This window comes from Streptomyces jumonjinensis, from assembly GCF_009600885.1.
Classification (GTDB): domain Bacteria; phylum Actinomycetota; class Actinomycetes; order Streptomycetales; family Streptomycetaceae; genus Streptomyces; species Streptomyces jumonjinensis.
Genome location: NZ_VCLA01000010.1, coordinates 1 through 25,292 on the forward strand (window position 1 = coordinate 1; position 25,292 = coordinate 25,292).

At 71.2% G+C, this 25,292-nt stretch carries 20 protein-coding genes and 1 pseudogene; 3 read left to right on the forward strand and 18 right to left on the reverse strand.

What is annotated here, in order from left to right; all coding sequences use genetic code 11:
• Positions 1-161: 161 nt before the first annotated feature.
• From FF041_RS01550 to pgsA, 15 genes are all read right to left on the reverse strand, one after another.
• Entirely contained in the window at positions 162-2,714 is a 2,553-nt protein-coding gene (locus tag FF041_RS01550; RefSeq protein WP_153520675.1) for a RelA/SpoT family protein, read from the reverse strand.
• 160 nt (positions 2,715-2,874) lie between these two features.
• Positions 2,875-3,417, reverse strand: a complete 543-nt coding sequence (locus tag FF041_RS01555; RefSeq protein ID WP_153520676.1) for an adenine phosphoribosyltransferase — start codon at positions 3,415-3,417, stop codon at positions 2,875-2,877.
• Positions 3,414-4,550: a protein translocase subunit SecF gene (gene secF, locus FF041_RS01560; RefSeq protein ID WP_153520677.1), complete on the reverse strand. Its 1,137-nt coding sequence runs from the start codon at positions 4,548-4,550 to the stop codon at positions 3,414-3,416. The genes FF041_RS01555 and secF overlap by 4 nt, the downstream gene beginning before the upstream one ends.
• A gap of 1 nt (position 4,551) precedes the next feature.
• Positions 4,552-6,378, reverse strand: a complete 1,827-nt coding sequence (secD, locus tag FF041_RS01565) for a protein translocase subunit SecD (RefSeq protein ID WP_323390939.1) — start codon at positions 6,376-6,378, stop codon at positions 4,552-4,554.
• Positions 6,379-6,524: 146 nt separating this feature from the next.
• On the reverse strand, positions 6,525-7,001 hold the full coding sequence (gene yajC / locus FF041_RS01570; protein WP_323390941.1) for a preprotein translocase subunit YajC: 477 nt from the start codon (positions 6,999-7,001) through the stop codon (positions 6,525-6,527).
• 164 nt (positions 7,002-7,165) lie between these two features.
• Positions 7,166-8,254 carry a Holliday junction branch migration DNA helicase RuvB gene (gene ruvB, locus FF041_RS01575; RefSeq protein ID WP_323390943.1) on the reverse strand — a complete coding sequence of 363 codons (1,089 nt, stop codon included), beginning with the start codon at positions 8,252-8,254 and terminating at the stop codon, positions 7,166-7,168.
• Positions 8,255-8,478: 224 nt separating this feature from the next.
• Complete coding sequence (gene ruvA / locus FF041_RS01580) at positions 8,479-9,096, reverse strand: Holliday junction branch migration protein RuvA (protein ID WP_153520679.1); 618 nt, start codon at positions 9,094-9,096, stop codon at positions 8,479-8,481.
• On the reverse strand, positions 9,093-9,680 hold the full coding sequence (gene ruvC / locus FF041_RS01585) for a crossover junction endodeoxyribonuclease RuvC (RefSeq protein WP_323390945.1): 588 nt from the start codon (positions 9,678-9,680) through the stop codon (positions 9,093-9,095). Before ruvC ends, ruvA begins: the two co-directional genes overlap by 4 nt.
• A gap of 198 nt (positions 9,681-9,878) precedes the next feature.
• A complete protein-coding gene (locus FF041_RS01590; protein WP_153520680.1) occupies positions 9,879-10,631 on the reverse strand; it encodes a YebC/PmpR family DNA-binding transcriptional regulator in 753 nt (250 codons plus the stop codon).
• Between the two features lie 63 nt (positions 10,632-10,694).
• Entirely contained in the window at positions 10,695-11,294 is a 600-nt protein-coding gene (gene pdxT / locus FF041_RS01595) for a pyridoxal 5'-phosphate synthase glutaminase subunit PdxT (protein ID WP_153520681.1), read from the reverse strand.
• On the reverse strand, positions 11,294-12,217 hold the full coding sequence (gene pdxS / locus FF041_RS01600; RefSeq protein ID WP_323371650.1) for a pyridoxal 5'-phosphate synthase lyase subunit PdxS: 924 nt from the start codon (positions 12,215-12,217) through the stop codon (positions 11,294-11,296). The genes pdxT and pdxS overlap by 1 nt, the downstream gene beginning before the upstream one ends.
• 281 nt (positions 12,218-12,498) lie before the next feature.
• Positions 12,499-13,044 (reverse strand): LemA family protein, encoded by a 546-nt coding sequence (locus FF041_RS01605; RefSeq protein ID WP_323390946.1) that lies wholly within the window; start codon positions 13,042-13,044, stop codon positions 12,499-12,501.
• A 214-nt stretch (positions 13,045-13,258) separates the two neighbouring features.
• Positions 13,259-14,452 (reverse strand): glycosyltransferase family 4 protein, encoded by a 1,194-nt coding sequence (locus tag FF041_RS01610; RefSeq protein ID WP_153520682.1) that lies wholly within the window; start codon positions 14,450-14,452, stop codon positions 13,259-13,261.
• Positions 14,449-15,357 carry a phosphatidylinositol mannoside acyltransferase gene (locus tag FF041_RS01615; RefSeq protein ID WP_153520683.1) on the reverse strand — a complete coding sequence of 303 codons (909 nt, stop codon included), beginning with the start codon at positions 15,355-15,357 and terminating at the stop codon, positions 14,449-14,451. The genes FF041_RS01610 and FF041_RS01615 overlap by 4 nt, the downstream gene beginning before the upstream one ends.
• Positions 15,357-16,016, reverse strand: coding sequence for a phosphatidylinositol phosphate synthase (pgsA, locus tag FF041_RS01620; protein ID WP_153520684.1), 660 nt, complete (start codon positions 16,014-16,016; stop codon positions 15,357-15,359). The genes FF041_RS01615 and pgsA overlap by 1 nt, the downstream gene beginning before the upstream one ends.
• 674 nt (positions 16,017-16,690) lie before the next feature.
• Here pgsA and FF041_RS01625 point away from each other — a divergent pair.
• Both FF041_RS01625 and FF041_RS01630 read left to right on the forward strand, forming a co-directional pair.
• Positions 16,691-18,898 (forward strand): elongation factor G-like protein EF-G2, encoded by a 2,208-nt coding sequence (locus tag FF041_RS01625; protein WP_153520685.1) that lies wholly within the window; start codon positions 16,691-16,693, stop codon positions 18,896-18,898.
• Positions 18,899-19,235: 337 nt separating this feature from the next.
• Complete coding sequence (locus tag FF041_RS01630; protein ID WP_323390948.1) at positions 19,236-20,891, forward strand: hypothetical protein; 1,656 nt, start codon at positions 19,236-19,238, stop codon at positions 20,889-20,891.
• 59 nt (positions 20,892-20,950) lie between these two features.
• Here the strand turns inward: FF041_RS01630 and FF041_RS01635 are convergent, their stop codons facing one another.
• Positions 20,951-21,508, reverse strand: coding sequence for an HIT family protein (locus FF041_RS01635; RefSeq protein ID WP_153486351.1), 558 nt, complete (start codon positions 21,506-21,508; stop codon positions 20,951-20,953).
• Positions 21,509-21,574: 66 nt separating this feature from the next.
• Here FF041_RS01635 and FF041_RS01640 point away from each other — a divergent pair, with 66 nt between their 5' ends.
• Entirely contained in the window at positions 21,575-22,231 is a 657-nt protein-coding gene (locus FF041_RS01640; RefSeq protein ID WP_153520687.1) for a potassium channel family protein, read from the forward strand.
• 59 nt (positions 22,232-22,290) lie between these two features.
• On the opposite strand, the gene thrS is transcribed toward FF041_RS01640, so the two are convergent.
• Together thrS and FF041_RS01650 are read right to left on the reverse strand one after the other, a co-directional pair.
• Complete coding sequence (gene thrS / locus FF041_RS01645) at positions 22,291-24,267, reverse strand: threonine--tRNA ligase (protein ID WP_323372271.1); 1,977 nt, start codon at positions 24,265-24,267, stop codon at positions 22,291-22,293.
• Between the two features lie 191 nt (positions 24,268-24,458).
• A pseudogene (locus tag FF041_RS01650) lies at positions 24,459-25,292 on the reverse strand (hypothetical protein); the annotation flags it as partial.

Here is a 25,292-nt window from a genome sequence, read left to right on the forward strand (position 1 = left end):
CGCCACAAATCACGTTTTACGTCCCGGCACCACCCCTGCGCGGCCCCCGTCCGTAGTCCGGGCCGGGTCCGTGCGCTGTCTGTGCCCGCGCCACGTCTGCGCCGTCGCCTGCGCGGCCCCCGTCCGTAGTACGGCTCGATTCCGCGCCCCGGCCTTCGGGGTCAGGGGCGGCGGGCGGAGGTGACGCGGTAGACGTCGTAGACGCCCTCCACGCCCCGTACGGCCTTCAGGACGTGGCCCAAGTGCTTCGGGTCGCCCATCTCGAAGGTGAAGCGCGAGGTGGCCACCCGGTCACGGGAGGTCTGGACGGCCGCCGAGAGGATGTTGACATGCTGGTCCGAGAGGACCCGGGTGACGTCGGAGAGCAGCCGGGACCGGTCCAGCGCCTCGACCTGGATGGCGACCAGGAAGACCGAGGACTGCGTCGGGGCCCACTCGACCTCCAGAATGCGTTCGGGCTGCTGTGACAGCGAGTCGACGTTGACGCAGTCCGCACGGTGGACCGACACCCCGCTGCCCCGGGTGACGAAGCCGATGATCGGGTCGCCGGGCACGGGCGTACAGCAGCGCGCCAGCTTGACCCACACGTCCTCGACGCCCTTGACCACCACACCGGGGTCGGCGTTGGAGCGGTGCTTCTTGCCCCTGCTGCGCGAGGGCGGCGTGGACTCGGCGATGTCCTCGTTGGCGGCCTCCTCGCCGCCGAGCGCCTGCACCAGTTTCTGCACGACGCCCTGCGCGGCGACATGCCCCTCGCCGATCGCCGCGTACAGCGAGGAGATGTCGGGGTAGCGCATCTCATGGGCGAGGGTGACCAGGGAGTCGCCGGTGAGGATGCGCTGGATCGGCAGATTCTGCTTGCGCATGGCCCGCACGATGGCGTCCTTGCCCTGCTCGATCGCCTCGTCCCGGCGCTCCTTGGAGAACCAGGCGCGGATCTTGTTGCGGGCCCGGGGCGATTTGACGAAGCCGAGCCAGTCCCGGGACGGCCCGGCGCCCTCGGCCTTGGAGGTGAAGACCTCCACCAGATCGCCGTTGTCCAGGGTGGATTCGAGCGGCACGAGCCGTCCGTTGACCCGGGCTCCTATCGTGCGATGGCCGACCTCGGTGTGCACGGCGTACGCGAAGTCCACCGGTGTGGCACCGGCCGGAAGCGCTATGACATCGCCCTTGGGCGTGAAGACGAAGACCTCGTTGCGGGAGAGGTCGAAGCGGAGCGACTCCAGGAACTCCGAGGGGTCCTCGGTCTCCTTCTGCCAGTCGAGCAGCTGGCGCAGCCACGCCATGTCGTTGATGTGGTCGTCCTTGCCGGACTTCTTCGGCACATCGGTGCGCACCTTGGAGGCCCCGGCGACGGCCTCCTGCTTGTACTTCCAGTGGGCGGCGATGCCGTACTCGGCGCGGCGGTGCATGTCGAAGGTGCGGATCTGGAGCTCGACCGGCTTGCCGTTGGGTCCGATGACCGTCGTGTGCAGCGACTGGTACATGTTGAACTTCGGCATGGCGATGTAGTCCTTGAACCGGCCGGGGACCGGATTCCATCGCGCGTGGACGGTGCCGAGCGCCGCGTAGCAGTCGCGGACGGTGTCGACCAGGACACGGATGCCGACCAGATCGTAGATCTCCGCGAAGTCCCGGCCTCGGACGATCATCTTCTGGTAGACGCTGTAGTAGTGCTTGGGGCGTCCGGTGACGGTGGCCTTGATCCGGGCGGCCCGCAGATCGGACTGGACCTCGTCGGTCACTATGGCGAGATACTCGTCCCGCTTGGGCGCGCGCTCGGCGACCAGCCGCACGATCTCGTCGTACATCTTGGGGTAGAGGATCGCGAAGGCGAGATCCTCCAGCTCCCACTTGATGGTGTTCATGCCCAGGCGATGGGCGAGCGGGGCGTAGATCTCCAGCGTCTCGCGGGCCTTCTTCTCCTGCTTCTCCCGCTTGAGGTAGCGCATGGTGCGCATGTTGTGGAGGCGGTCGGCGAGCTTGATGACCAGGACGCGCGGGTCCTTGGCCATGGCGACGACCATCTTGCGCACGGTCTCGGCCTGCGCGGCCTCGCCGAACTTGACCTTGTCCAGCTTGGTGACGCCGTCCACCAGCAGGGCGACCTGGTCGCCGAAGTCCCGGCGGAGGGTGTCCAGGCCGTACTCGGTGTCCTCGACGGTGTCGTGGAGCAGTCCCGCCATCAGGGTCGCCGGGTCCATGCCCAGCTCCGCGAGGATGGTGGTGACGGCGAGGGGGTGGGTGATGTAGGGGTCGCCGCTCTTGCGCTTCTGGCCCCGGTGCCAGCGCTCGGCGACCTGGTAGGCGCGCTCGATCTGGCGGAGTGTGGAGGTCTCTGTCTTGGGGTCGTTGCCGCGCACTATCCGCAGCAGCGGCTCCAGGACCGGGTTGTACGGGGAGGAGCGCTGGACGCCGAGCCGGGCGAGGCGGGCGCGGACCCGGTTGGACGATCCCGCGCCGCGCGGGGCGGCGGCGGAGGCGGGCCGGGGCGGGGGCTTCGGCGCCGACTTGGACGCGGGGGCGGGAGGCGGCCCGGAAGGCTTGGCGGCGGGCCCCTGAGCCGCCGCGGGAGCCGCTCCCGGCGCGGCGGGCCCACGGGTCCCCTGAGCGGGGTCTGCGGGCTTCTTCGCGGGCGCGACGGCCCCGGCCGCGGCCTGATCGGCGGTCCGCTCGGGCTGGGCGGCGGTGGCGGGACGGGCCTTGTCTGGCAAGAGCGCTCCTCGTGCGGTTCCGGGTCCCCCGGTCAGGTCCGGAAAGGCCATCGTATCGACCTCGGCCTTCTACCGCCCCAGAGGCTGAAACAGACCCCTGGGGTCCCGGAATTCCCGGGACCCCAGGGGTCGTGTCGTCGTCCGCCCTCGACGGGCGGGCTCAGAGGGAGAGCAGCGCCTCCAGCGGGGCCCCGCGCAGGGCGGGCTCCAGCCGGGCCCGGCCGCCGAGGAAGCCGAGCTCCATCAGTACCGCTATGCCCGCGACATCCGCGCCGCCGCGGCGGATCAGCTCCACCGCGGCTCCCGCGGTGCCGCCGGTGGCCAGCACATCGTCGATGACCATGACCCGGTCGCCCGGGGCCAGGTCCTCGGCGTGCACCTCGATCTCGGCGGTGCCGTACTCCAGCTCGTACGCCTGGGAGAGCGTCGCTCCGGGGAGCTTGCCCGCCTTGCGTACGGGGATGAAGCCCAGGCCCGCGCGGATCGCGACCGGCGCGCCCAGGATGAAGCCGCGGGCCTCCAGGCCGACGATCTTCGTGGCTCCCTGGGCGGCGCACAGCCGGGCGAGCGCGTCGGTGAGGACGCCGAATGCCTCCGGGTCCGCGAGCAGCGGGGTGATGTCCTTGAAGACCACCCCCGGCTTCGGATAGTCGGGGACATCGCGGATCCGGCTGAGCAGCAGCTCCCGGGGGGCGGCCGTCATCGGCGCCTGCCCGAGGAACGGCCGCGGCCACGGCCGCCGCGGGGTGCGACCACCGTGCCGCCGGCTCCGGCGGGAGCGGCGTCACCGGGGAGGGGACCGTCGAGACCGTCCTCGTCCAGATGACCGTCGGGGCCGTCCTCGGCGTCCGGGGACTCGCCCTTGGCCGCAGCCGCCGCCCGCTTGGCGAGCACCCGCTTGCGCAGGGCCTGCATCTGCGGGTCGCGTTCCTTGAGGTCGGCGACGAGCGGGGTGGCGATGAAGATCGACGAGTAGGCGCCGGCCGCGAGACCCACGAACAGCGACAGCGAGATGTCGTTCAGCATGCCGGCGCCGAGGAAGCCGCCGCCGATGAAGAGCAGACCGGCGACCGGGAGCAGCGCCACCACCGTGGTGTTGATGGAGCGCACCAGGGTGCCGTTGAGACTGCGATTGGCGATCTCGCTGTAGGTGTACCGGGTCTGCTTGGTGATCCCGACCGCGCCCTCCTTGAGTCCGTCGAAGACGACGACGGTGTCGTAGAGGGAGTAACCGAGGATGGTGAGCAGACCGATCACCGTGCCCGGGGTGACCTCGAAGCCGACGAGCGCGTAGACGCCGACGGTGATGGTGAGGTCGTGGATCAGCGCGATCAGCGCGGCGAGCGCCATCCGCCATTCGAAGGCGATGGCGAGATAGATCACCACAAGGATCATGAAGATCCCGAGGCCGGTCCATGCCTTGTTGGCGATCTGCTCACCCCAGCTGGGGCCGACCAGCTCGGCGGCGATCTTGTCGGCGGAGATGCCCAGGTCCTTGGCCAGCGCGTTCTGGACCTTGGTGGCCTGGGTGGTGTCCAGGTCGCTGACCTGGATGCGCAGGGTGTCGTTGCCCAGTTTCTGGACGATGGCGTGGTGGCCGGAGGTCTCCGTCGCGGTTTCCTGCACCTGGGTGACGGAGACGCTGGTCTTCGGGGTGTTGAAGACCGCTCCGCCCTTGAACTCGATGCCCATGTTCAGGCCGCGCACCGCCAGGCCGACGATGGCCGTGATGGTGATCAGAATCGAGACCGCGTACCAGAACTTGCGCTTGGCGACGAAGTCGTAGCCGATCTCGCCGCGGTAGAGCCGGACGCCAATGGTGCCGAGACGTGACATCTCACGCCTCCTTCGGGTCGGTGGGGACGACGGAGGTGCGGCGCGAGCGGCGCAGCGGAGGCTGGACCCCGAGGCGTGCCGGGTCCAGCCCGGACCAGGGGTGACCGCCCCCGAAGAACTTCGTGCGGGCGAGGATCGTCATCAGCGGCTTGGTGAAGAAGAACACCACGACCACATCGAGCAGGGTGGTCAGACCGAGGGTGAAGGCGAAGCCCTGGACCTTGCCGACGGTGACCAGGAAGAGCACCGCGGCGGCGAGGAAGGAGACGAAGTCGGAGACGAGAATGGTGCGCCGGGCGCGCGGCCAGGCCCGCTCGACGGCCGGCCGCATGGTGCGGCCCTCGCGGATCTCGTCTCTTATGCGTTCGAAGTAGACGATGAACGAGTCCGCTGTGATGCCGATGGCGACGATGGCGCCACAGACGGCGGGCAGGTTCAGCGCGAAGCCGATGGCGGGGCCGAGCAGCGCCATCAGGGTGTAGGTCAGAACCGCGGAGACCAGCAGGCTCAGGATCGCGATGGCCGCGAGGCCCCGGTAGTAGGCCACCAGATAGATGACGACCAGCGCGAGGCCGATGGCGCCCGCGATCAGACCGGCGCGCAGCTGCTCGCCGCCGAGCGCGGCGCTGACGGTGGTGACGCTCTCCTCGTTGAAGGAGAGCGGCAGGGCTCCGTAGGAGAGCATGTTGCCCAGTTCCTGGGCGGAGTCCTGGTTGAAGTTTCCGGAGATCTCGGCGTTGGCGCTGAGGGTCTGGTTGACCTGCGGGGCCGACATGACCTCGCCGTCGAGGACGATCGCGAACTGGTTCTGCGGCGACTGCTGCTGCGACAGCTCGCTGGTGATCTTCTGGAACTTCTTCGCGCCGGACTTGGTGAAGTCCATGGTGACGATCCACATGCCGCGCTGCTGGTCCAGCTGGCCCTTGGCCTCGTCGATGTCCTTGCCGTCCACCTCGGCCGGGCCGAGGATGTACTTCTCCCACGCGCCGGAGGCGTCCTTGCCACAGGCCACGGTGGGCTTCTCGGGCAGGGCGTTCTCGCCGAGCTTGCCGCGCTGGGTCTTGCTCTCACAGTTCAGGGAGATGAACTGCTTCTCCAGGGCGGCCATCTCGGGGGAGGCCGACTGGGCCGGAGCCGGGGCGTCGGTGGACTTCGGGGCGTCCGACGACTTCTCCGCGTCCTTCGGGGCGTCCGTGGCCGAGCCCGAGGGGTCCGCCGTGGGGGCCTTCAGGGCGTCGGTGACGGCACGGCCCTGGGTGGTGGGGCTGTCGCCGGGCGTCGAGGAGGAGGCGGTCTCGTCGCCGTCCCCTGCCTTGGCCTCGTCGTCCTTCTTGCCCTCAGTGGCCTTGTCGCCCTTGTCGCCCTTGCCCGCCTTGTCGGCGGAGGCGCTCGGGCTGGCCTCCTGCGGAGTGCTGCCCCCGGCGGCGACGGTCAGCACCGGCCGGAAGAAGAGCTGGGCGGTGGTGCCGACCTGCTTACGGGCCTGCTCCGAGTCGGTCCCCTTGGGGATGTTGACGATGATGTGCTCGCGGCCCTGGGTCTGGACCTCGGCCTCCGAGACGCCGAGACCATTGACACGGCGCTCGATGATCCCGACCGCGGTGTTCATATTGGTCTCGTTGACCGCGCTCTCCTTGCCAGGCTGAGCCTTGGCCTTGAGCGTGATCGTCGTACCGCCCGCGAGGTCGATGCCCAGGCGAGGCGTGGTGTCCCCGGTCGCGAACATCCCGCCGGTCAGCGCGACCATGGCGATCAGGATCATGACCAGGGTGCGACCTGGCTTCCCCTGAGCCCCCGCGGGCCTTCGGCCCCTGTTCGGTGCTGCCACCTTCTCGTTTCTCCCTGTCCAACCGCCCCGTGCCGGGTATGCGCCGGGGCGGCCACGAAGTGTTGTGGGGACCTGCCCCCGCAGAAGTCAACACGACCGGGGGACCGCCCGGCGCCGGTCGGCGCCGTCACGGTCCCCGAAAGCGACTACTTCTCGCCGTCGGACTTGCCGTCCTTGCCGGCCTTGGGATCGGCGCTGTCGGCGTCGCCCTTCGGCGTCTCGGTCCGGGCCTCGTCCGCCTCGGGCTTCTTGCCGAGGTCGATCTTGGGCTCGTCGGAGTCGGCGGACTCGGTCAGCGAGGACGCGTCGTCCGGGACGACCGGGGTCTCGCCGGCCGGGTCGTCGCCGTGGACGATGCGGTTGTACTCGTCGTCGTCGAGGACCGCGCCGATGGCGTTCTTGGCGTAGACGGCGTGGACGCCGGGGGCGACCTCAAGGAGCACGGTGTCGTCGTGGATCTCCTTGACGGTGGCATACATGCCCCCGATCGTCCGCACTCCGGTGCCTGGCTGCATCGAGTCGCGCATCTGCACGGCCTGCTGCTGCTTCTTCTTGGCGGAGCGGGTCATCAGGAACATGGCCCCGATGAGCACAATGAAGGGGAGGAGGGTCAGGAGATTCACGGGAAGAAACTTCCTTCACACGACCGCGTCGGAGAGGCGGCCAATCTACGGGGGTGGGCACGCCGACCCGGAAGGTCGGCATCGGCGGAGTCTAAGCGAGTCCGCATCATTGGAACAACGCCCAGCATCCCATCGTGGTTCCCCCCGGTGGAGTCTCCGCGCCGTCACGCCCCGAACAAGCCGGGTTGTCCGCCCGCGCCGGGCGCGTGCTGCGGGGGCACGAGCCCCAGGTGCGCCCAGGCCGCCGGGGTGGCGATCCGGCCGCGCGGCGTCCTGGCCAGCAGGCCCTCCCGCACCAGGAAGGGCTCGGCGACCTCCTCGACCGTCTCGCGCTCCTCCCCCACGGCCACCGCGAGCGTGGAGAGCCCCACGGGGCCGCCGCCGAACAGCTTGAGCAGGGCCTGGAGCACCGCGCGGTCGAGCCGGTCCAGCCCCCGGGTGTCCACCTCGTAGACCGCGAGGGCCGCCGCCGCCACCTCTTGGGTGATCACCCCGTCCACCTTGACCTGGGCATAGTCCCTGACCCGGCGCAGCAGCCGGTTGGCGATACGGGGGGTGCCCCGGGAGCGCCCGGCGATCTCGGCCGCGCCGGCCGTGTCGATCTCCACATCCAGCAGCTGGGCGGAGCGGTGGACGACGCGCTCCAGCTCGGCGGGGTCGTAGAACTCCATATGCGCGGTGAACCCGAAGCGGTCGCGCAGCGGGGGCGGCAGCAGTCCGGCCCGGGTGGTGGCCCCGACCAGCGTGAACGGGGGGAGCTCCAGGGGGATGGCGGTGGCGCCGGGACCCTTGCCGACGATCACGTCGACCCGGAAGTCCTCCATGGCCATGTAGAGCATCTCCTCCGCGGGCCGGGACATCCGGTGGATCTCGTCGAGAAAGAGAACTTCACCCTCCTGGAGGGACGAGAGGATCGCGGCGAGGTCTCCCGCGTGCTGGATGGCGGGGCCGGAGGTGATCCGGATCGGGGCCTGCATCTCGGCGGCGATGATCATGGAGAGGGTGGTCTTGCCGAGTCCCGGCGCACCGGAGAGCAGCACATGATCGGCGGTCGCGCCCCGGGCCAGGGCGGCTTTCAGGACCAGGTCGAGCTGCTCGCGGACCCGCTCCTGGCCCACGAACTCCGCCAGCGACTTGGGCCGCAGCGCCGCCTCGACCGCCTGGTCCTCGCCGTCGGCCGAGGCCCCGACCAGCCGCCCGTCGTGGTCGGCGGCGTCATCGGCGGGGGCGGGGGTGCTGTCGTCCCAGTTCACTGCGTGTGCCTCATGTGGTGGGGGCGGCGGGGCCGCCGGGCGGGTGGGGGCCGGGTCTGCTGTGCGCGGCCGGTCAGCGTGCTGTTGTGCGCGGCCGGTCAGCGTGCTGTGCCGTGCGCCGAGCGGGCCAGGTCTGCCGTGCGCCGCGGGTCGGGGCGCTGTGGGGTGCACCGCGCGGGCCGAGGTGAGGGGGGCGGGGTGCCGCGCGGGCCGGGCGAGGGAGGTCATCTGGTGCGGTTCAGGCTCTGGAGGGCCGCCTTGAGCAGCTGTCCCACCTGAGGGGCTCCGGTCGACGCCTCGGCCTGGGGGGCGACCGCCGCCACCGCCTCGTCGGCCTCCCGGGCCGCGTACCCCAGGCCGATCAGGGCCGCGTGCAGCTGGTCGCGCCAGGGGGCCGGGCCGGGAGCGACGGCGCCGCGCCGCACGCCGGGGGCGCCGACCGGCTCGCCGAGCCGGTCCTTCAGTTCGAGCAGCAGCTTCTGCGCGCCCCTCTTGCCGATGCCGGGGACGGCGGTCAGCGCCTTCTCGTCCCCGCTCGCCACGGCGATCCGCAGGGCGTCGGGGGTGTGGACGGCGAGCATCGCCTGTGCCAGCCGGGGCCCGACCCCGCTGGCGGTCTGGAGCAGCTCGAAGATCTGGCGCTCGTCGTCGTCCGCGAAGCCGTAGAGCGTCAGGGAGTCCTCCCGCACCACGAGCGAGGTCGCGAGCCTGGCCTCCTGGCCGATACGGAGCGCGGCCAGGGTGTTCGGCGTGCACTGGACGGCCATGCCGACGCCGCCGACCTCGATGACCGCGGTGGTGGGGGCGAGGGCGGCGACCTGGCCGCTCACAAAGGCGATCATGCGGTACGGCCTTTCGGTGCGGGCCCGGCGGGATGCTGGGAGGCGGTGTGCCGGGCGGCAGGGTGCCGGGCGGCGGTGTGCTGGGCTACGGCGCGCTGGAGGCGGGTCTGCGCCGGGGCACGCCAGATGTGGCAGATGGCGAGGGCGAGGGCGTCCGCCGCGTCGGCGGGCCGGGGCGGGGCGTCCAGCCGCAGCAGCCGGGTCACCATCGCGCCGACCTGCGCCTTGTCGGCCCGGCCGCTGCCGGTGACGGCGGCCTTCACCTCGCTGGGCGTGTGCAGGACGACGGGGATGCCCCGGCGGGTGGCGCAGAGCATGGCGACGGCACTGGCCTGCGCGGTGCCCATCACCGTACGCACATTGTGCTGGCTGAAGACGCGCTCGACGGCGACATGCTCGGGCCGGTGCTCGTCGAGCCAGCGCTCGATGCCCTGCTCGATGGCGAGCAGCCGGCTGCCGAGCTCCGCGTCGGCGGGGGTGGTCACGACGCCGACGCCGATCATGGTGAGCGGGCGTCCGGCCACCCCCTCGACCACGCCGACCCCGCATCGGGTCAGCCCTGGGTCCACCCCGAGCACGCGCACGCCGCCCCTCCCGTCGTTCGTCTGTTTGTGCAGGCTATCCGGCCGCACTGACAACGCATGCGAAAGAGGACGGGCCGACGGGGGTTTCTCCCGTCGGCCCGCCCTCTTTTCGGATTCTCGGGCGAGGGCCGGTGGCCGGCCCCCGCCCGTCGTCCATCTGTCCCAGACCTGTCGCAGACCTGGCTCAGACCACCTGTCTCAGGCGTCGACCTTCTCCATGACCTCGTCGGAGACGTCGAAGTTGGCGAAGACGTTCTGCACGTCGTCGCTGTCCTCCAGCGCGTCGATCAGCTTGAAGATCTTGCGCGCGCCGTCCTCGTCCAGCTCGACCTGCATGGTCGGGACGAAGTTGGCCTCGGCGGAGTCGTAGTCGATGCCCTCGGTCTGGAGCGCGGTGCGCACCGCGACCAGGTCGGTGGCCTCGCTGAGCACCTCGAAGGACTCGCCCAGGTCGTTGACTTCCTCGGCGCCCGCTTCGAGGACCGCGCCCAGCACGTCGTCCTCGCTCAGCTCACCCTTGGGGACGATCACCACGCCCTTGCGGTTGAACAGGTAGGACACCGACCCCGGGTCGGCCATCGAGCCGCCGTTGCGGGTCATGGCGACCCGTACGTCCGAGGCCGCGCGGTTGCGGTTGTCGGTGAGGCACTCGATGAGCACCGCGACACCGTTGGGGCCGTAGCCCTCGTACATGATCGTCTCGTAGTCCGCGCCACCGGCCTCCAGGCCGGCGCCGCGCTTGACCGCGGAGTCGATGTTCTTGTTCGGGACCGACGACTTCTTCGCCTTCTGGATGGCGTCGAAGAGGGTGGGGTTGCCGTCGACGTCCGCTCCGCCGGTACGGGCGGCGACCTCGATGTTCTTGATCAGCTTCGCGAAGAGCTTGCCGCGCTTGGCGTCGATCACGGCCTTCTTGTGCTTCGTCGTAGCCCATTTAGAGTGGCCGGACATCTGCCTGTCTCCTTCGCGTTACCCATTGCTGCGGTGTTCGGCAGAGATCCTACCGGGAGCGGGTCACCGGTCCGCGCGCACCATGTCCGCGAACAGACCGTGCACCCTGTGGTCCCCGGTGAGCTCGGGGTGGAACGACGTCGCCATGGCGTTGCCCTGCCGTACGGCGACGATATGCCCGCCGTACTCCGCGAGCACCTCCACCTGCGCGCCGACCGACTCGACCCAGGGGGCGCGGATGAACACGCCCTCGACCGGGCCCCCCGCCACACCCGCCAGATCGACGGACGCCTCAAAGGACTCGTTCTGCCGTCCGAAGGCGTTACGGCGGACGATCATGTCGATGCCGCCCACGGTCTCCTGCCCGGAGCGCGGGTCGAGGATCTTCTCGGCGAGCATGATCAGGCCCGCGCAGCTCCCGTAGACGGGCATCCCGGCGGCCACCCGCTCACGGAGCGGCTGCATCATGCCGAAGAGATGCGCCAGCTTGGACATGGTGGTGGACTCCCCGCCGGGGATCACCAGCCCGTCGACCGCGGCGAGCTCCTCGGGCCGTCTGACCGGCCTGGCCTCGGCGGATGCCTGGGCCAGGGCGGTCAGATGCTCCCGTACGTCGCCCTGGAGGGCGAGTACCCCGATGAGGGGCGTCGCGGGAGCGGCCATCACCAGCCCCGGTTGGCGTAGCGCTCGGACTCGGGGAGGGTGTCGCAGTTGATGCCGACCATGGCCTCGCCCAGGTTGCGGGAGGCATCCGCGATGATCTTGGGGTCGTCGTAGAAGGTGGTCGCCTTGACGATGGCGGCGGCACGCTTGGCCGGGTCGCCGGACTTGAAGATGCCCGAGCCGACGAAGACGCCCTCGGCCCCGAGCTGGCGCATCAGCGCGGCGTCGGCGGGGGTGGCCACACCGCCGGCCGAGAAGAGGACCACGGGCAGCCTGCCCAGCTCGGAGACCTCCTTGACCAGCTCGTAAGGGGCGCGCAGCTCCTTGGCGGCGGCGTACAGCTCGTTGTTGTCGAAGCCGCGGAGCCTGGCGATCTCGTTCTTGATCTGGCGCAGATGGCGGACGGCCTCCACGACGTTGCCGGTGCCGGCCTCGCCCTTGGAGCGGATCATGGCCGCGCCCTCGGCGATCCGGCGCAGGGCCTCGCCGAGGTTGGTGGCGCCGCAGACGAAGGGGGTGGTGAAGGCCCACTTGTCGGAGTGGTTGACCTCGTCGGCCGGAGTGAGCACCTCCGACTCGTCGATGTAGTCGACGCCGAGGGACTGGAGCACCTGGGCCTCGACGAAGTGGCCGATGCGGGACTTGGCCATCACGGGGATGGAGACCGCCTCGATGATCTCCTCGATCATGTTGGGGTCGGACATCCGGGCGACGCCGCCGTCCTTGCGGATGTCGGCGGGGACCCGCTCCAGGGCCATGACGGCCACCGCGCCCGCGTCCTCGGCGATCTTCGCCTGCTCGGCGTTGACCACATCCATGATGACGCCGCCCTTGAGCTGCTCGGCCATGCCGCGCTTGACCCGGGCGGTGCCGGTCGCCGGTGCGCCGAAGGGCTGCGGGGTGGCGGAAGGGGTGCTGGACACGGAGGAACCTCACTCGGGACGACGGTCGATGGGGTGCGCGGGACGTTGCCGTGCGTCATCGATGGAACATCCGGGGATCAGTCCACTGCAAGGGCCAATGAACAGGCGGTGGATCGTTTTCGACCGGGGTTTCGCAGGTGAGTCCGGTGCAGGGGGCATGAGCCACGGCCTTGGGGCCGGTACGCGAGGGGGCATGAGCCACGGCCCTGGGGCCGGTACGTGAGAGGGTGCCCGCCCGCCCGCGCCGGTTCAGACGCCCAAGCGGAGCTCCGGTGTCGCCTTCAGGTGACCGGGCGGTCCGCCAGCGCCGTCGGGGGTTCGTCGTCCATCTCGAAGGCCAGCGGGAAGGGAGCGTGCCCGGCGAGCCGGAACCAGCGGACCTTACGGTGCCGCCGCAGCGCCCTGGCGGCCCGTACCGCGTCGTTGTGGAAGCGCCGCGCCATCGGCACCCGGCGTACGGCCTGCGCCAGCTCGACGGTGGCGTCCTCGCCGCCGGGCACCTCGCGGACCGCCTCCACCTGCGCGGTCTCGGAGAAGACCGCGCGCAGGGCCGCGCTCAGCTCGCTCTCGGCGACCTCGCGCTGCTCCTCCTCGGCCTGGCGGGCGGCGTGGGCCGCCTCGTACAGCACGATCGACGCGGCCGGGTCGAGCACCCCGGAGGTGGCGAGCTCCTGGGTGACCGACGCACGGCGCAGCAGCTGGGCGTCGAGGGCGGCGCGGGCGGCGTCGATACGGGTGTGGAGGCGGTCGAGCCGGCCGGCGGTCCAGCTGAGGTACAGGCCGATGACGAGGAGGCCGACGAAGATCCAGATGAGCGTTGCGGTCACGGTCCGTAAGGCTACCGTCTTGCCGTCACGGTCCGTAAGGCTGTGGTCGCCTGCTCCGGAGACGGCTTCCCGCCGAGGCGGTCCCCGGCCCGGACTCCGCCGTCCGGATCAGGCCGCTCCCGCATGCCCTGGCAAGCCCCCGCCGACCCGACCCAACCCGATCCGACGCCCATCCAGCCCGATCCCGGGCGAGCGGCCCGGACACGCCGAGCGCTCAGCTCCGCGCCAGCCCGAAGCGCGCCCGCAGTCCCGGACGGTCGTCGGCCGCCACCGACGAGGTGCCGTCCGTCACCGTCTCGTACACCGACAGGATGTCCGCGCCCACCGTCGACCAGTCGAAGCGCCGGACATGCGCACTCCCCCGCCGGCGCAGCTCCGCCCGGCGGGCGGGGTCGCCCAGCAGCCGGATCGCCGCCGCCGCCAGCGCACCGGCGTCCTCGTTGGCGAAGAGCTCACCGGCCCCGCCCTGGTCCAGGACCTGCGCGAAGGCGTCCAGATCGCTCGCGAGCACGGGCGCACCCGCCGACATCGCCTCCACCAGGACGATGCCGAAGCTCTCGCCTCCGGTGTTGGGCGCGATGTACAGATCGACGCTGCGCAGCAGCCGCGCCTTGTCCTCGTCGCTGACCATGCCGAGGAACTCGACGTTCGCCCGCATCTCCTTCGGCAGGCCGGAGACCGCCTCCTCCTCGTCGCCCCGGCCGGCCACCAGCAGCCGGACGCCGGGCCGGGCGGCCAGAATCGCGGGCAGGGCCTTCATCAGCACCGGCAGGCCCTTGCGGGGCTCGTCGATCCGTCCGACGAAGCCGATGACGCCGCCGTCGGAGCCGTCGGCCGCCGCGGCGGAGCGGGACTGCCACTCAGCCTTCGGCTCCGCCCTCTCGAAGAAGCCGACGTCCACCCCGTTGGGGATGACCACCGCGTCGCCGCCCAGATGCTCCACCAGCGTGCGCCGCGCGTACTCGCTCACCGCGATCCGCGCGCTGATCTTCTCCAGCGCGGGCTGGAGGATCGGATAGGCGGCGATCATGGCCCGGGAGCGCGGATTGGAGGTGTGGAAGGTCGCCACGATCGGCCCCTGGGCGGCCCAGCAGCTCAGCAGCCCCAGCGAGGGCGAGGTCGGCTCATGGATGTGGATGACGTCGAAGGTGCCCTCGTGCAGCCAGCGCCGCACCCGCGCGGCGGAGATGAAGCCGAAGTTCAGCCGGGCGACCGAGCCGTTGTACGGGACGGGCACGGCGCGGCCCGCCGACACCACGAACGGCGGCAGCGGGGTGTCGTCGTCGGCCGGGGCCAGCACCGACACCTGATGTCCCAGCCGGATCAGATGCTCCGCCAGGTCCCTGATGTGGAACTGGACGCCGCCCGGCACGTCCCAGGAGTAGGGGCAGACGATGCCGATCTTCATCGGCGTCCCTCCCCGGGCCGGGGCTCCAGATCCGCGAGCCAGAGCCGTTGCAGCATGTGCCAGTCCTCGGGGTGCTCGGCGATCCCCGTCGCGTAGGCGTCGGCCAGCGCCTGGGTCATGGCGGAGGTCTTCTCCGCGCGGGTGCCCGTCTCCGGCACCTCCACCGGCGGGTGGATCCTGCCGTGCATCGCGGGCTCGTCCCCGTACCAGAGGGTGACCGGCAGCAGCAGCGCCCCGGTCTGCTGGGCGAGCAGCGCGGGCCCGGCGGGCATCCGGGCCGTCTCGCCGAAGTACTTCACCTCGACGCCCGACGACGACAGATCGCGGTCGGCGACCAGACAGACCAGTCCGCCCGCGCGCAGCCGCCGCGCCAGGGTCCCGAAGGCCGCGCCGCCCGCGTGGGGCAGCACCTCCATGCCGAGGCTCTCGCGGTACGCCACGAACCGGTCGTACAGCGACTCCGGCTTCAGCCGCTCGGCGACCGTGGTGAAGGGGGTGTTCAGGGTCCGGGTCACCCAGGCCCCGGCGAGGTCCCAGTTGGCCAGGTGCGGCAGCGCGATTATCACCCCGCGCCCGGCGGCGATGCCGTCCGTCAGATAGTGCGCGTCATTGATCGTCACATGGCGCCGTACGCGCTCCGCGCTCCACACGGGCAGCCGGAAGGACTCCATCCAGTACCGCATATAGGAGCGCATTCCGGCCTTCGAGAGCTCGGCGAGGCGCTCGGGTCCGGCGTCGGGCACCACTCTGGCGAGATTGGCCTCCAGCCTGAGCACGCCCTTGCCGCGCCGCTTCCACGCGGTGTCCGCGATGGTCCGGCCGAGCGCGGAGGCCACCGGTTCGGGCAGTTTCCGCACCGCGCCCCAGCCCAGCCCGTACAGGGCGTCGGTCAGGCGGTCGCGCATCACGCCGCCCCGGCCTCGCTGCGGCCGGCGGCGTCGGCCTCCGCGGACTCCCGGCGTACGGTCACCACGCGCTGCCCGATCGTCACCGCGCTGCCGACGGCGACGATCCACAGCGCGATCGGCAGCAGTACGTCCACACCGGGCACGCCGAACGCGTGCAGTCCGGCGAGTCCGGCGGCGACCAGCGAGATCACCAGCCGCTCGGCGCGCTCGACCAGTCCGTTGACGGCGACCGGCAGACCGATCGCCTCGCCGCGCGCCTTGGTGTACGAGACGACCTGGCCGCTCGCCAGACAGAAGATCGACACCGCGCAGAGCACATTGTCGTCGCCCCGGCCCGCGTACCAGAGCGCGAAGCCGCCGAAGATCGCGGCGTCGGCGACCCGGTCCAGGGTGGAGTCGAGGAACGCCCCCCACCGGCTGGAGATCCCGGCCTGCCGCGCCATATTGCCGTCGATCAGATCGGAGAAGACGAAGAGCGTGATGACGATCGTGCCCCAGAAGAACTCTCCCCTGGGGAAGAAGACCAGTGCGCCCGCCATCACTCCGGCCGTGCCGATGAGAGTGACCGCGTCAGGACTCACCCCGCGACGGAGCAGAAATGCGGCGATCGGAGTGAGGACACGCGTGAAGAATGCACGCGCGTACTTGTTCAGCATGGCCTTCCCGAGGTTCGGTGTGCCGCACGGCCCCATCGGCCGCCGGCTGGCCCATCGTAGCCAGGACCGGAGCGGTCCACCGCTGGGACCCGTCCCGGCGGGCCGCCGGGGCGGTGTGCCCGGGGCCGCGCACCGCGTTCTCGCACGTCCGCCGGGGGCCTGGCCGCGGGCCTGACCGGGGGCCTGACTGGGGGCCTGGGGAGCACGCCGCCGTACGCGCCCCCACGCGCCCCGGGGTCCCGCGTCCGGCGGCCGTACGCCCCCGCCGGTACGCCTGCGTCCACCCGCCCGGCCGCGGGCCGCCCCCTCAGGCGCCCTTCCCGCCACCCGTCCGGGCGACCCCTCCGCCCGTACCGATCCGGCCGCTCGCGCACCCGCATGCCGCACGGTGCGGTACGACGTATGGACGGGCCCCGGGCGGAGTGGAAAGCTCGAAGGACGATGGAGGCCGGAGCCCCACGGACCGCGTGCGCCCCGGCCGATTCGGCACAAGACGACTGCGGGCGGCGCAGTGGCCGCCCCCGGACGCCTCCCGGAGGCCCCGTCCACGGCTCCGCGGCTCCGTCCGGGGGCCATTCCGTCCGTGGCCCACATCTCCTCACCATGCGCCGTCGCCGGGCAGCCGACGCCACGCGGCCGGTGCGAACGGTCGGATCGATCGGGAGGCAGGACCCATGGGCGACAAGGCGAACACCCACCCCGGAGCCGCCGGCAGGGCTACGGCGGCCGACCGGCCCGCATCCGTACGGAATGTGGTGCTGGTCGGCCACAGCGGCTCCGGCAAGACGACCCTCACCGAGGCGCTGGCGCTCACCGCCGGGGCGGTGAACCGGGCGGGCCGGGTCGAGGACGGCGCCACCGTGTCCGACTACGACGAGATCGAGCACCGGCAGCAGCGTTCCGTACAGCTCTCGCTCGTTCCGGTCGAATGGGACGGATTCAAGATCAATCTGCTGGACACCCCCGGATACGCCGACTTCGTGGGGGAGCTGAGGGCCGGTCTGCGCGCCGCGGACGCGGCCCTCTTCATCGTCTCGGCGGCCCAGGAGGCGGAGGCGGTCGCGGGCACGACCCGGGCGGTGTGGGAGGAGTGCGCCGCGGTCGGCATGCCCCGTGCGATCGTCGTCACCCATCTGGAGACCGCGCGGACCGGCTACGAGGAGCTGACCCGGGTCTGCGCGAAGATCTTCGGGGGCGACGACCCCGACGCCGTGCTGCCGCTGTATCTGCCCCAGTACGGCGCCCCGGGACCCGACGGCCACGCGCCGGTCACCGGGCTGGCCGGACTGCTCTCCCGGAAGATCTTCGACTACTCCTCCGGCGAACGCTCGGCGGCGGCCCCCGACCCGGAGCAGACGGCCCTCATCGAGGAGGCCCGCAACCGGCTGATCGAGGGGATCATCGCCGAGAGCGAGGACGAGACCCTGATGGACCGCTATCTCGGCGGCGAGGAGATCGAGCTGAAGACCCTCATCGACGATCTGGAGAAGGCCGTCGCCCGCGGCGTCTTCCATCCGGTGCTCGCCGCGGCTCCCGCGGCCGACGGCGCGCGGCAGGGCCTCGGCACGGTCGAGCTCCTCGAACTGATCACCGGCGGCTTCCCCACCCCGCTGGAGCCCGAGTGCCCGGCCGTCACCACCCCGCAGGGCACGCCGCGCCCCCGGATCGTCTGCGATCCCGACGGCCCGCTGGTCGCCGAGGTCGTCAAGACCGCCTCGGACCCGTATGTGGGCCGGATCTCCCTGGTACGGGTCTTCTCCGGCACCCTGCGCCCCGATGAGACGGTGCATGTCTCCGGGCACGGTCTCGCCGACCGCGGCCACGAGGACCACGATGTGGAGGAGCGCGTCGGCGCGCTCACCGTCCCCTTCGGCAAACAGCAGCGCCCGCTCAACAGGGTGATCGCCGGAGATCTGGGGTGCGTGGCCAAGCTCTCCCGCGCGGAGACCGGCGACACCCTCTCCGCCAAGGACGATCCACTGCTGATGGAGCCCTGGCCGATGCCCGATCCGCTGTTGCCGCTGGCCGTCCAGGCGCACAGCAAGGCGGACGAGGACAAGCTCTCCCAGGGGCTCTCCCGGCTGGTCGCCGAGGACCCGACGATGCGGCTGGAGCAGAATCAGGCCACCCATCAGGTGGTGCTGTGGTGTCTGGGCGAGGCCCACGCCGATGTCGCGCTGGAGCGGCTGCGCACCCGCTACGGCGTGCAGGTCGACGTCGTGCCCCACAAGGTCACGCTCAAGGAGACCTTCGGCGAGCGGTCGGCGGGGCGCGGACGGCATGTGAAGCAGTCGGGGGGCCATGGCCAGTACGCGATCTGCGAGATCGAGGTGGAGCCGCTGCCTCCGGGCTCGGGCGTCGAGTTCGTGGACAAGGTGGTGGGCGGAGCGGTGCCCCGGCAGTTCATCCCGTCCGTCGAGAAGGGGGTACGCGCCCAGGCCGCGCGCGGGGTCGCCGCCGGATATCCGCTGGTGGACGTGCGGATCACCCTGCTCGACGGAAAGGCGCACTCGGTGGATTCCTCCGACGCCGCCTTCCAGACCGCGGGCGCGCTGGCCCTGCGCGAGGCCGCCGCGGACTCCCCTATCCATCTGCTGGAGCCGGTGGCCGAGGTGCAGGTGCTGGTTTCGGACGAATATGTGGGGCCGGTGATGAACGATCTGTCCGGGCGGCGCGGCCGGGTGGTCGGCACCGAGCAGTCCGCCGGATCGCTCACGCTGGTACGGGCCGAGGTGCCGGAGATCGAGATCGGACGGTACGCGATCGATCTGCGCTCCCTCTCCCATGGGACGGGACGGTTCAGCCGTGCGTACGCCCGCCATGAGCCGATGCCGCAGCAGGTCGCCCAGCGGGTGCGCGAGGAGGCCGAGGGGGCGGCGTGACAGCGGGGGCGTGCGGGGGTTCGGGGGGACCCGGGGGACCCGGGGCTGCTGCGGCTCCGGCGGGACCCGAGGCTGCTGCGCCCCCGGCCGTTCCCGCGACTCCCGTACGACGGCCCCCGCCCCGTCGTGGACGCCGCCCGTCCGGTCCGGGCACGCGGGAGACGCCGCCCGCCCGGTCCGCCCCCGTGGACGGGTGGCATTTCCCGCCGGGTGCTCAACTCCCGTGACGCGGACGACACCACACGGATACGCTGAGGTGCCCAGTTCAGCAGGTGTGCGGGGCACGGTAGTCGGGAACAGCCGCGGAGCGGAGGCGAAGCGGCGTTGGGGGCGGTAAGTGACGAGCGACGGATTCGATTTCAGTCCAGGAGCACAGGTCCCGCTCATGGGCTCGGCCGGACAGACCGCGGCGACGCATGCGCTCGCCTCGGCCGCGTACCGTGACAGCCCGGTCGAGGAGATCCTCAAGGCCGACAGCGAATGGCATAAATCCGAGGTGAAGGCGGGCAAGTTCTCGCTCTTCGAGCCGAATCTGGGCGAGGCGTTCGCGCGCGCCGTGCAGACGCGGATGCTCGGCAGCGGGCGTGCCGCGCTGATCCAGTCCTTCGGGATGGAGCCGCAGACGGTGGTGGAGCACTGCCTCGCCGCCAGCCATATCCGCAAAGAGCGCGATACGAAACTGACCGTCGTGATGGCGGTCTGCGGGCTGCTCTTCCTGCCCGGACTGCTGCTGTGGCTGGGCGTGTTCCAGCTCCGCCGCACCATCGCCGGATCGGCGAACAAGCGCGCCGGCACCCTGGGCACGCTGCTGCTGCTCGCCATCGGCGGGCTGGCGCTGATCCTGCTCATCCGGCTGCCGTTCACCGGCTTCCTGGCGTACTACCTGCGCGGGATGATCGTCGCGCCGGTCGTCGGCTGGCTGCTGGCGCGGCGGATCTGCGAGTCGACGGCCAAGGATCTGCGCGACCGCTGGGACGGGCTGCTCTCCGGCGGCGGCATCGGGGCGAAGATCCCCGACACGGTGCCCGGCAATCCGGGGGACTCGGCGCGCGAGCAGCTGCGCCAGAGTCTGGAGAAGCTCACCGCCGAGCAGCACTCCAACTCGGTCTTCTACGCGGGCCCCAAGGGCATACTGGGCATGGGGACCCGCTGGGGCAGCTGGCAGATGGCCGAGGAGCTGGTCTCCAAGGCGCCGGGCAAGGAGATCAACCAGTTCCGCAGCTGGGACGTCATAAGGGCCATCCACGACAAGCTGAAGCTGCTGGAGCGCGGCCCGCTGAACTCCGGTGGTTTTCCCACCCCTTCGGTGAAGCACTGGATCGTCTCCCCGGTCGGCGAGGACGCCAAGTCGGTCTCCCGGCCGGAGGGCCAGGACGTGGAGTCCTTCCAGGTCAAGGGCCATGAAATACAGCGCATCTGCAACCACCAGCAGTTCGGCAGCGGCAACCGTCACTATCTGGGGGTGCAGTTCACCCTCTGGGACGGGCAGCTGGTGATCACGATGATGATCACGGTCACAGTGCTCCACGAGACCCTTCGGGTCGAGGTCACCGGGCATGCCCTGGGCCCGGTCCACGGGCTGTTCACCACCAAGTCCTCGCCCAAGACGGAGACCGTGAGCAAGACCCTCCGCTTCTGGGAGACCCGGACCCGGACGCTGCCGCTGGTGGAGGTGCCCGAGGTGGTGCGGCTGGCGGTGCGTGCGCCCTTCACCTGGTATCCGCCGATCCTGGACTTCCTCGGCGGCAAGCTGGTGCTGCCGGAGCCGTTCGGGCTGCGGCACGCCTGGGCGGAGAAGCCCTGGCGGCACCGGTTCATGGCCGATGACGCGATGCGCGCGGCCACGCCCGTACTGCGGGTGGCCCACGCCGCGGCGCTGAAGGTGCTGGAGGAGAACGGCGTGGACACCGAACGCTTCGCGGGCCGGTCGATGGCCGTCAGCGGCGGCGTCCAGGACCCGGCCCCGAAGAAGGCGGATCTGTACGACGCGTAGGCGGCGACCGCGGACACCGGGCCCGGCTCTCCTCTGGGGAGACCGGGCCCCTGCGGCGCTCAGGCCGGCCAGGCGCGGGCGAGCATCGCCCTGGTGTCGGCGAGCAACTGCGGCAGCACCTTCGTATGCGCGACGACCGGCATGAAGTTGGTGTCCCCACCCCAGCGGGGCACGATGTGCTGATGCAGATGGGCGGCGATCCCCGCCCCGGCCGCCCCTCCCTGGTTCATCCCGATGTTGAACCCATGCGCCCCGGACGCCGTCCGCAGAGCGGTCATGGCGCGCTTGGTGAACAGCGCCAGCTCGGCCGTCTCCGGCTCGTCCAGCTCGGTGTAGTCGGCGATGTGCCGGAAGGGCACCACCATCAGATGGCCGCCGTTGTACGGGTAGAGGTTGAGCACCGCGTACACATGGGAACCGCGCGCGATCACCAGCCCGTCCTCGTCGGACTTGGCGGGGATGGAGCAGAAGGGGCAGCCGTCACCGGCCTCGGGCCCGTCCGGCTTGTTCTCCCCCTGGATATACGCCATCCGGTGGGGCGTCCACAGGCGCTGGAACGCGTCGGGCGTTCCCACTCCGATCTGCTGCTCCGGCTCACTCGTCATGCTGTGCAGCATATGGCCCCGCCCCCGCGGGGCGTGTCGCCGGGGGCGGGCCGGGGCGCTCGCCGCGATGCTGGAGCGATGGATGAGGAGAACGGTCAGTTGCGCTGGCACCGGCGCACGGAGCTCCCGCTGTTTCTGGCGTCGATGCTCTATCTCTTCTGTTACGCGGTCCGGGTGCTGGCCGAGGGCCTGTCCGAGGGCTGGCGGGACGTGCTGCTGGCGGTGACCTACGCGCTCTGGTCGTTGTTCCTCATCGACTATCTGGTGCGGTGGCGGCTCAGCGGCCAGGGCCTGTCCTATGTCCGCCGGCATGTGATGGACGCGATCGTGGTGCTGCTGCCGCTGCTGCGTCCGCTGCGGGTCGTACGGATCTACGAGACGGTACGGCACCGCCGCGCCCACGCACGGCTGACGCTGTACGCCCGGGTGATCGCCTACGCGAGCATGTCGGCGGTGCTGCTGGGCTTCGCGGGGGCGCTGACGGTGTACTCGGCGGAGCGCGGCGCGCCGGGGGCGACGATCACGACCTTCGGGGATTCGGTGTGGTGGACGTGCTCGACGCTGACCACGGTCGGCTACGGCGACATCACCCCGGTGACCCCGATGGGGCGGACGGTCGCGGTGGCGATGATGGCCGGGGGCATGGCGCTGCTGGGGGCGGTCACGGGGTCGTTCTCGTCCTGGGTGATCCAGACGTTCACGCTGGACCAGGACAGGGAACCCCCGGGGCCCTGAAGCCCCGGGGGTTCCCTGTCGACAGACGGCGTCAGACCTCTACCCGGTCCTCGACGGCGTCAGACCTGTACGCGGTCCTCGACGGCCTTCGCCAGCTTCGCCAGCGCCTCCTCGCGCGGGATGCCGTTCTCCTGCGAGCCGTCGCGGTAGCGGAACGAGACCGTACCGGCGTTCATGTCGTCGTCACCGACGATGACCATGAACGGGACCTTCAGCTTCTGATGGTTGCGGATCTTCTTCTGCATCCGGTCGGAGGACGCGTCGACCTCGACCCGCAGGCCCTTCTTCTTCGCCTCGGCGGCGAACTCCTGAAGGTAGTCGACATGGGCGTCGCCGATCGGGATGCCGACCGCCTGGACCGGGGCCAGCCACGGCGGCATGGCACCCGCGTAGTGCTCCAGGAGCACGGCGAAGAACCGCTCGATCGATCCGAAGAGCGCCCGGTGGATCATGACGGGCCGCTGCCGGGAGCCGTCCGGGGCGGTGTACTCCAGGTTGAAGCGCTCGGGGAGGTTGAAGTCGAGCTGGATCGTCGACATCTGCCAGGTCCGGCCGATCGCGTCCCGTGCCTGCACCGAGATCTTGGGCCCGTAGAACGCCGCGCCGCCCGGGTCGGGAGTCAGCGGGAGGCCCTGCTTCTCGGCCACCTGCCGCAGCACCTCGGTGGCCTCGGTCCAGGTGTCGTCCGAGCCGACGTACTTCTCCGGGTCCTTGGTGGACAGCTCCAGATAGAAGTCGGTCAGACCGTAGTCCCGGAGCAGATTCAGCACGAAGGTGAGGGTGCGGTCGAGCTCCTCGGCCATCTGCTCACGGGTGCAGTAGATATGGGCGTCGTCCTGGGTGAAGCCGCGCGCCCGGGTCAGGCCGTGGACCACTCCGGACTTCTCGTACCGGTACACCGTGCCGAACTCGAACAGCCGCAGCGGCAGCTCGCGGTAGGAGCGACCGCGGGCGTCGAAGATCAGGTTGTGCATCGGGCAGTTCATGGGCTTGAGGTAGTAGTCCGTACCACCGTCGAGCTGCATGGGGGGGTACATGCCCTCCGCGTACCAGTCCAGGTGACCGCTCTTCTCGAAGAGCGCGCCCTTGGTGGCGTGCGGGGAGTAGACGAACTCGTACCCCTCCTCCTCGTGCCGCTTGCGGGAGTAGTCCTCCATCGTCCGCCGGATGATCCCCCCGCGCGGGTGGAAGACGGCCAGGCCGGAGCCGATCTCGTCCGGGACGGAGAACAGATCCAGTTCGTTGCCGAGCCGGCGGTGGTCGCGCTTCTCGGCCTCGGCGAGGAAGTCGAGGTGGGCCTTCAGCTCGTCCTTGGAGGGCCAGGCGGTGCCGTAGATCCGCTGGAGCATCGGGTTCTTCTCGCTGCCGCGCCAGTACGCGGCGGCGTTGCGCATCAGCTTGAACGCCGGGATGTTCCGGGTGGTGGGCAGGTGGGGACCGCGGCACAGGTCCTTCCAGCAGAGCTCACCGGTCTTGGCGTCCAGGTTGTCGTAGATCGTCAGCTCACCGGCGCCGACCTCGACGTCCGCGCCGTCGTCGCTGGAGGCCGAGCCCTTCAGCCCGATCAGCTCCAGCTTGTACGGCTCGTCGGCCAGCTCCTCGCGGGCGGCGTCATCGCTCACCACACGGCGCGAGAAACGCTGCCCGCGCTTCTGGATCTCCTGCATCTTCTTCTCGACGGCCTTGAGATCCTCGGGCGTGAACGGCTTCTCGACGTCGAAGTCGTAGTAGAAGCCGTCCTTGACCGGCGGGCCGATGCCGAGCTTGGCCTCAGGGAACAGCTCCTGCACGGCCTGCGCCATGACATGGGCGGCGGAGTGGCGGAGGATGTTGAGGCCGTCCTCGGAGGAGATCTCGACGGGCTCGACCTCCTCGCCGTCGCCGATCTCGTACGCGAGGTCCTTCAGCTCGCCCGCGACCCGGGCGGCGACGACGGTGCGCTCGCCGGCGAAGAGATCAGCGGCCGTCGTACCCGTAGTCACCACGCGCTCTTCCCGCTCGGAATCGCGTTGGATGATCACACGGACGTCTGCCACCGGTCTCTCCTGACTGCTGGGGTGCTCCAGCGAACGCTGGGCGTCTCTGAATCGTACCGAGCGGAGGGGGTCGCTCGCGAAACGGTTGTCCGCGCGACCTGCCGGGAGCCGCCGGCGGCTGCCCGCGAGGGGGCTCCGCGGGCCCGTTCGCCGCCCGTCTCAGCGGCCGTCGGGCTCCGTCCGCGACGGCGTCAGCGGGCGTCGGGCTCCGTCCGCGGCTGGAGAGCCGGCACGGGCTCCACCCCGGACGCGTCGCTGAGCCGACGGAAGCCGCCCCGGCTCTCCAGCCGCCCGGCGACCCGGATCGGCAGCCCGGCCAGATGGGCCCGGCCCGCCGTGCGGTACGCCTCCTCCTCCAGCGCCACCCGCACATGCGGCACCTCGGCCCCCGCCAGCACCCTGAGCCGCACCGCACCGCGTCCCCACGGCCCCGGGCGGCTCATCCGGACCACCGTGCCCGTGATCCGGACCGGCACGGAGGGCTCGTCCCGGAGATAGCGCGCGCCCGCGGCCCGCAGCGCGGGCAGATCGCCGGGCGAGAACTCCACCGGCCCGCCCCCGGGCGGGCATCCCTCGGGCACGCCGGCCTCGGGCGAGAACTCCAGCGCTATCCGCACCCCCTCCGAGCCGCGCACCAGCGCGATGACCGCCTCCGTCAGCTCCCGGCACACCCCGAGCGCCACGGCCGGCCCGAAGGCCGCCGTGCTCCCGGTCGCCCGCTCGTGGTCGGCGGCCTCCCGGACCGCCTGGAGCGCGTGGTGCAGCCGGACGGTGATCGCACGCCCGGTGGCGACCGGGACGAACGCGGTGAGGGTGCGCGCGCCGCGCTCGGGGGAGACCAGGACCCCGCCGACCGCGGCCCGCGCCTGCCGCCGGTGGCGGGCGCCGTGGTAACCCGCCCGGCCGCGCGCCGAGAGCGCGCCCGCCATCAGCATCTGCCGCGCCGCGCCGCGCAGCTGCTCGTACGCGGGCCCGGAGGCCGCGCCGGCGGGCTCCTGGGGCATATCGCGCCACCAGCGGATCTC

Coding starts and splice junctions, on each gene's coding strand:
- FF041_RS01555 (WP_153520676.1), bottom strand. CDS start 3,417: ATGACGGCCGCCCCCCGGGAGCTGCTGCTCAGCCGGATCCGCGATGTC.
- secF (WP_153520677.1), bottom strand. CDS start 4,550: ATGTCACGTCTCGGCACCATTGGCGTCCGGCTCTACCGCGGCGAGATC.
- ruvA (WP_153520679.1), bottom strand. CDS start 9,096: ATGATCGCCTTTGTGAGCGGCCAGGTCGCCGCCCTCGCCCCCACCACC.
- FF041_RS01590 (WP_153520680.1), bottom strand. CDS start 10,631: ATGTCCGGCCACTCTAAATGGGCTACGACGAAGCACAAGAAGGCCGTG.
- pdxT (WP_153520681.1), bottom strand. CDS start 11,294: ATGGCCGCTCCCGCGACGCCCCTCATCGGGGTACTCGCCCTCCAGGGC.
- FF041_RS01610 (WP_153520682.1), bottom strand. CDS start 14,452: ATGAAGATCGGCATCGTCTGCCCCTACTCCTGGGACGTGCCGGGCGGC.
- FF041_RS01615 (WP_153520683.1), bottom strand. CDS start 15,357: ATGCGCGACCGCCTGACCGACGCCCTGTACGGGCTGGGCTGGGGCGCG.
- pgsA (WP_153520684.1), bottom strand. CDS start 16,016: ATGCTGAACAAGTACGCGCGTGCATTCTTCACGCGTGTCCTCACTCCG.
- FF041_RS01625 (WP_153520685.1), top strand. CDS start 16,691: ATGGGCGACAAGGCGAACACCCACCCCGGAGCCGCCGGCAGGGCTACG.
- FF041_RS01635 (WP_153486351.1), bottom strand. CDS start 21,508: ATGCTGCACAGCATGACGAGTGAGCCGGAGCAGCAGATCGGAGTGGGA.
- FF041_RS01640 (WP_153520687.1), top strand. CDS start 21,575: ATGGATGAGGAGAACGGTCAGTTGCGCTGGCACCGGCGCACGGAGCTC.